The 6606-nt window shown below is 62.0% G+C and carries 4 protein-coding genes; all 4 read right to left on the bottom strand.

Going from position 1 to position 6606, the window contains the following annotated elements; translation table 11 throughout:
- Positions 1-17: 17 nt before the first annotated feature.
- On the bottom strand, positions 18-1607 hold the full coding sequence (gene guaA / locus AB5Y54_RS17455; RefSeq protein WP_010674550.1) for a glutamine-hydrolyzing GMP synthase: 1590 nt from the start codon (positions 1605-1607) through the stop codon (positions 18-20).
- 84 nt (positions 1608-1691) lie between these two features.
- Entirely contained in the window at positions 1692-3155 is a 1464-nt protein-coding gene (gene guaB, locus AB5Y54_RS17460; protein WP_010674549.1) for an IMP dehydrogenase, read from the bottom strand.
- Between the two features lie 265 nt (positions 3156-3420).
- Positions 3421-4056: a YitT family protein gene (locus AB5Y54_RS17465; RefSeq protein ID WP_010674548.1), complete on the bottom strand. Its 636-nt coding sequence runs from the start codon at positions 4054-4056 to the stop codon at positions 3421-3423.
- Between the two features lie 797 nt (positions 4057-4853).
- Positions 4854-6302, bottom strand: coding sequence for an alpha-amylase family glycosyl hydrolase (locus AB5Y54_RS17470; RefSeq protein ID WP_232048251.1), 1449 nt, complete (start codon positions 6300-6302; stop codon positions 4854-4856).
- Positions 6303-6606 lie beyond the last annotated feature (304 nt).

Raw genomic sequence — 6606 nt, forward strand, 5'->3', positions numbered from 1 at the left:
GGAGAGGCGTTAACCGCTTATTCCCATTCGATAGTGGCAGGCGGCTTGCCGGAGACGTCGTACACCACGCGGGAGATGCCGTTGATCTCGTTGATGATGCGGTTCGACACGTGGCCGAGGAAGTCGTACGGCAGGTGAGCCCAGTGGGCGGTCATGAAGTCGATGGTCTCGACGGCGCGAAGCGCAATGACCCAGTCGTACTTGCGGCCATCGCCCATGACGCCGACGGAGCGCACCGGCAGGAAGACGGCGAACGCCTGGCTGACCTGGTTGTAGAGGTCGGCCTTGCGCAGCTCTTCGATGAAGATGGCGTCAGCCTTGCGCAGCAGGTCGCAGTACTCTTTCTTCACTTCGCCAAGCACGCGCACGCCCAGGCCCGGACCCGGGAAGGGGTGACGGTAGAGCATGTCGTAGGGCAGGCCGAGTTCGAGGCCGACACGGCGCACTTCGTCCTTGAACAGCTCGCGCAGCGGCTCCACCAGCCCCATCTTCATCTCTTCCGGCAGGCCGCCGACGTTGTGGTGGGACTTGATGACGTGAGCCTTGCCGGTCTTGCTGGCAGCGGATTCGATGACGTCCGGGTAGATGGTGCCCTGGGCCAGCCACTTGGCGTTCTTGAGCTTCTTGGACTCGTCGTCGAACACTTCGACGAAGACGCGGCCGATGGTCTTGCGCTTGGCTTCCGGCTCGTCGATACCCGCGAGAGCGGAGAGGAAGCGCTCTTCGGCGTCGACCTTGATGATGTTCAGGCCGAAGTGATCGCCGAACATGTCCATCACCTGCTGGCCTTCGTTCAGGCGCAGCAGGCCGTTGTCGACGAAGACACAGGTCAGGCGATCGCCGATGGCGCGGTGCACCAGCATGGCGACCACGGAGGAGTCCACGCCGCCGGAGAGGCCCAGGATCACCTCGTCGTCACCCACCTGCTCGCGGATGCGGGCAACGGCGTCGTCGATGATGGTGGCCGGGGTCCAGAGGCACTCGCAGCCGCAGATGTCCTTGACGAAGTGCTCCAGCATGCGGGCACCCTGACGGGTGTGGGTCACTTCCGGGTGGAACTGCACGCCGTAGAAGCGCTTGGCTTCGTCGGCCATGGCGGCGTGGGGGCAGGTCGCGGTCTGGGCGATGGTGGTGAAGCCGGCGGGGATCTCGGTGACCTTGTCGCCGTGGCTCATCCAGACATCCAGCAGGGCATTGCCGTTGTCAGCAATGGCGTCTTCGATGTTGCGCAAGAGGGCGCTGGTCTTGCCGGACTGGCCCAGCACTTCGACCTGGGCGTAGCCGAATTCACGCAGGTTGGAGGACTGCACCTTGCCGCCGAGCTGCTCGGACATGGTCTGCATGCCGTAGCAGATACCGAACACCGGCACACCGGCGTTGAACACGTACTCGGGGGCGCGCGGGCTGCCCGCCTCGGTCACTGATTCCGGGCCGCCGGAGAGGATGATGCCGCTCGGGTTGAACTCGCGGATCTGCTCTTCGGTTACATCCCAGGCCCACAGCTCGCAGTAGACGCCGATTTCACGGACGCGACGGGCGATGAGCTGGGTGTACTGGGAACCGAAATCCAGGATAAGGATACGGTGGGCGTGAATGTCTTTAGTCATTTTATTCCTGCATCAGGCTGATGTTGTCACAAAAAGCACGGGATAAAAAAAGGGTGGAAAAACGGGGCGTAGAGCCCCGTTTCATCAGCCCATCCGGTAGTTGGGGGCTTCTTTGGTAATGGTCACGTCGTGAACGTGGGACTCTTTCATCCCGGCGCCCGAGATGCGCACGAACTCGGCCTTGGTGCGCATGTCGTCGATGGTCGCGCTGCCGGTCAGACCCATGGAGGAGCGCAGGCCGCCCATCTGCTGGTGGATGATCTCTTTGAGGCGGCCCTTGTACGGCACGCGCCCTTCGATCCCTTCCGGCACCAGCTTGTCGGCGGCGTTATCGGTCTGGAAGTAACGGTCGCTGGAGCCCTTGGACATGGCACCCAGAGAGCCCATGCCGCGGTAGGACTTGAAGGAGCGGCCCTGATAGAGCTCGATCTCGCCCGGCGCCTCTTCGGTACCGGCAAACATGGAGCCCACCATGACGCAGCTTGCGCCCGCGGCGATGGCCTTGGCCACGTCACCGGAGAAGCGGATGCCGCCATCGGCAATCACCGGCACGCCGGTGCCTTCCAGGGCGTCGACGGCGTCGGAGATGGCGGTGATCTGGGGCACGCCCACGCCGGTCACGATACGGGTAGTACAGATGGAGCCCGGGCCGATACCGACCTTGACGGCGTTGACACCCGCTTCCACCAGCGCCTTGGCGCCAGCGGCGGTGGCGACGTTGCCGCCGATGATTTGCAGGTCAGGATAGGCTTCACGGGTCGCCTTGATGCGATCCAGCACGCCCTGGGAGTGGCCGTGGGAGGAGTCAATCAGCAGCACGTCCACACCGGCTTCCACCAGGGCGGCGACGCGCTCTTCGTTGCCGGCACCGGCACCGACGGCGGCACCGACCCGCAGACGGCCACGCTCGTCTTTACAGGCGTTGGGCTTGCGCTCGGCTTTCTGGAAGTCCTTCACGGTGATCATGCCCTTGAGCTTGAAGTCGCCGTTGACCACCAGCACCTTCTCGATGCGATGCTTTTGCATCAGAGCCACCACCTCTTCACGAGGGGCCCCTTCACGCACGGTCACCAGACGATCTTTCTGGGTCATGATCTGTTCGACGGTCTGGGAGAGATCGATGACGAAGCGCACGTCACGGCCGGTGATGATGCCCACCAGCTGGTTGCCGTCAGTCACCACGGGGTAACCGGCGAAACCGTTCTTGTGACTCAGCTCCTTGATCTGGGCGATGGTCATGTCAGGGCGCACGGTAACGGGGTCGCTGACCACGCCGCTCTCGTACTTCTTGACCTTGCGCACTTCGGCAGCCTGCTGCTCGATGGACATGTTCTTGTGAATGAAGCCGATACCGCCTTCCTGGGCCAGTGCGATAGCCAGACGGGCTTCGGTCACTGTGTCCATGGCAGCGGAGATCATCGGGATATTCAGCGTGATCGCAGACGTGAGCTTGGTACGCAGGTCGGCGGTATTGGGGAGAACAGTGGAGTGGGCTGGAACCAACAGTACATCGTCGAAGGTCAGCGCTTCTTTGGCAATCCTGAGCATGGCAATATCTCACCGTTGAGGAGTGGGGGTGTAAAATATTGCCGACAAATTTTACTCATGCATTGGGCAGTGGTAAAGAAGTTTTTTGAATTTTTTATGGCGTAGCCCGATTTAACGCCACCAACAGGGCAAAAAACCAATAAATTCAGCCGTAACCATGCCGTTTTTCCCGACAAGATGATCTTTTTTGCCGTTGAGCCCCTTTCTGCCGCCAGTCTCCCGGAACGACCTTTTTTCCACTCACAGCCGTCAGCCAGACCGGCGGTCAGTTCCCCTGATAGCGGCCCGGCTTGTGCCAGTTCATCAGCATGGCGTTCATGGCCAGCGCACTCAGGGTTGACCAGAGCAGCAGGGGAAGCGGCAGGGTGAGCAGAGAGAGCGCAAACACCAGCACATCCAGCACCATCTGGCTCTTTCCCGCATTGATGCCGGTGCGCCGTTGCAGCCAGAGCGTCACCACGCCGGTGCCCCCCACGGAGGCATTGTGGCGCGCCAGAGACAAGACCCCCATGCCGAGGAAGGTTCCCCCCACCAGGGCGGCAAACAGGGGATGGACATAGCTCACCGTTAGCAGCAGCGGCACCGCCTGGGTGGCCGCCGAGAGGGCGACGTTGACGATCAGCGTCTTGAGGGTGAAGGCGCGCCCCATGGTGACGTAGCAGAACACCATGAAGGGCAGGTTCACCAGGAAGAAGAGCACGCCGATGGGCAGGGTGCTGACATGGGCGATCAGCAGGGCGATGCCCGCGATGCCACCGGTGATCATGCCGGAACACTTGAGCAGATTGAGCCCCACGGCGATAAACATGACCCCGAGCACCATGCCGTAGACATCGTCCTTGAGGGTATGGGCCAGCCCCCTGCCCGCAGCCGCTGGCTGCATGGTCATTTCACCTTCCATATGACTCCTTAGATCCGATGTGATGGTGGCATCCGTTGCCCGACAACCAGGCCGCGTTGGGGCTGATGGCGGCGGCCCGTTCACCTTGCCGTCCCCACCCCCCAATCTTGCGTCCCCCGCCCCCTTATGTCGCCATCGTGGGGATGACAAGGCACAGCAAAAAGAGCGCCAATCAAAACAAGAGTCCGCGATACCATAAATAATCGGATTTAAATTCTGATAAATGCGCAATGTGCAGATCGAATGCACCACTTCAGTGATCGGCCATCACAGTGGCGCAGCATGTTTACCCGAGTCACCGAGAAAGGCCTCGTGGTATCCCCTTCACAGCCCGTTTTTTCGGCAGATCATGTCGATACGATGCCGCTTTTCAGCATGGATGATGCCTGTCATGGGGTAAGCCCGAGGGCCATACGGCGTGTTTCTTCGGGGCGGGCTCCAGGGGCGGATGTGGATGGAGCGCACCAATAAAGTGCAATTGCACCAATATAGATCAACCGAGTGGCACAGTTTGCCTTGCACCGCGGCGCAAAGGCGACATGGGCACCGCTTTGCTCACTGCCACGAGCACTGCAATATGCAGAGCATGAAGTGACTCGAGCGGCGGATGCACTACTTCCCTTCCCTCTAGCCCCCTTCCCATGAGCGTGCTGGTCGCGAGTCCACAGGCCTGCCCATCCACCAGCCCCCCCAGCCAGAGTCCCATCAGGATGGGGCATCCATTCAGGCATAGGCAGAAGGCAGAATAAAAAAGTCGGCCCGAAGGCCGACTCGCTGCTCCCTGTGACAGGGCTTCCTTACTTGAGGTATTTGCCGTCAGCACCGACCTTGCCCGGGCCGTTCAGTACCCAGACCCGCGCCGAATAGGCGGGCACCGCAAAGCTCAGGCTGCCGTTGCTGACGCTCTGGCTCGCACCGGTTACCGCGTCCGTGTAGGTGCCGTTCTTCAGGCCACTCAGGTTTATCTGCTGGGCCGAGTTGGCCGCAAGGCCCACGGCGGCGTAGCTCCCTTGGGCGCTCAGATCACGCACGAAGCTGATGCCGCTCCCCCACTCGTTCACCTGGCTCATGGGCGCCTTTTGCAGGGCGGGCACCGCCTTGCGGATCTGGTTCAGGCGCTTGATGTGCTGATAGAGCGGGTGGCTCGGGGTGGCGGGGTTGTCCAGCACCTCCCCGTAGTAGGCACGACCGGTCTGATCCACCGTCATGGTGGCCCCGTCGATGTCCTGGGGCTTGCCCGCCTGGAACATCACCTCCTCCCCGTAGTAGAGGGTCGGGATCCCCCGCGCCGTCCAGAGCAGGTTGTAGGTCATGGCCGCATTGCCCTCTTCCCCGCCGTAGCGGTACTTGAAGTCGTTGTCCGGCCCCACGTCGTGGTTCTGGAAGAAGGTGATGAGCTTGGTGGCATCCCCATAGACCCAGTCCATGGCGAAGATCCCCCCTACCCCGCCAAAGTTCCCCCGGGCGACGTTGTCACGGAAGGTGGAGAACAGTGAGAAGTCCAGCACCGAGAGGCCGGAATCGCCCCCTGCACGGGGATTGGCCGGGTTGGCCGTGGTGCGGGTATACCACCAGGGGCGGATCACCGCCGAGGCATTGTCGTTGGCCAGCTCAGAGCCCCATCCGGTGCCCTTGACCAGGTTTTCGCCAAAGACGAACAGCCCCGGCTTGTGGGCCTGCCAGTCGTGGACATAGGTCAGCAGTTCGTCCCGCTCGATGTGCTTCAAGGTATCGATACGGATGGCATCGACCCCCATGTCGAGGTACTGACGAATGGCGCCGTTGAGGTAGTCCTTGACGTTCTGGTTGCCGGTGGCCAAGTCGATGCAGTCCCCCGCCATGTGCTTGCGCTGCAGGGCAAGCGGGCTCTCCCAGTCACCGCCGGACATGAAACCGTCCAGGTGATACCAGGCGGGATCCAGGGTCTGGGCGTCGATGCCGAAGAAGCGGTTGGGGTTGTAGCCTGCGCTCGGCACGGTGGCGCCGGTCTTGGGATCTACCAGGGGCTGGGTGCCCGCCGGATCCGACTGGCAGCGGGCCTTGTACCAGTCGGGAGCCGCCGGGTTGTCGTCGTCACAGCGGTTGGCACTGGCGTAGTCCCCAAGATTGCCCTGATAGGGACCATTGTTGATGAGTCCCTGGCTCGACCCCGCCGGTACGTAGTATTTGACGGGCAGGCGATCGATCCAGGTCTTGCCGCGCAGGCCGTACTGGCTCGAGTGGTTGAGCACCACGTCCTGGATCACCTTGAGCCCCTTGGCGTGGGCCGCCTGGATGAACTCCCGGTAACCCGCCCCCGGCGACTCCAGACGGGGATCGACCCGGTAGAAGTCGTAGGCTTGACATCCTCCCCCACCTTAGCGCTTCGCGTCACAGGAGGGGGATCCCCATTACTGGGTGATAGCTGCTCGCGCAGTAGCGGGTTCCTGCTTCATCGGGCGGCCTGATTGCACCGCGCCTCCACAGGCTAAAACGGCGTGTCCCGCCGCTAAAATATTGCGAGCGCCGTTCACATCGGCGTTCGCCTCATAACCACACGCAGCGCATTTA

The sequence above is a fragment of the Aeromonas sp. s9 genome (assembly GCF_040907765.1).
GTDB classification, from domain to species: domain Bacteria; phylum Pseudomonadota; class Gammaproteobacteria; order Enterobacterales; family Aeromonadaceae; genus Aeromonas; species Aeromonas caviae.

What these genes read in the sequence shown, in the direction of transcription:
- AB5Y54_RS17465 (WP_010674548.1), bottom strand. Translation starts at nt 4,056, where the DNA reads ATGGAAGGTGAAATGACCATGCAGCCAGCGGCTGCGGGCAGGGGGCTG.
- guaA (WP_010674550.1), bottom strand. Translation starts at nt 1,607, where the DNA reads ATGACTAAAGACATTCACGCCCACCGTATCCTTATCCTGGATTTCGGT.
- guaB (WP_010674549.1), bottom strand. Translation starts at nt 3,155, where the DNA reads ATGCTCAGGATTGCCAAAGAAGCGCTGACCTTCGACGATGTACTGTTG.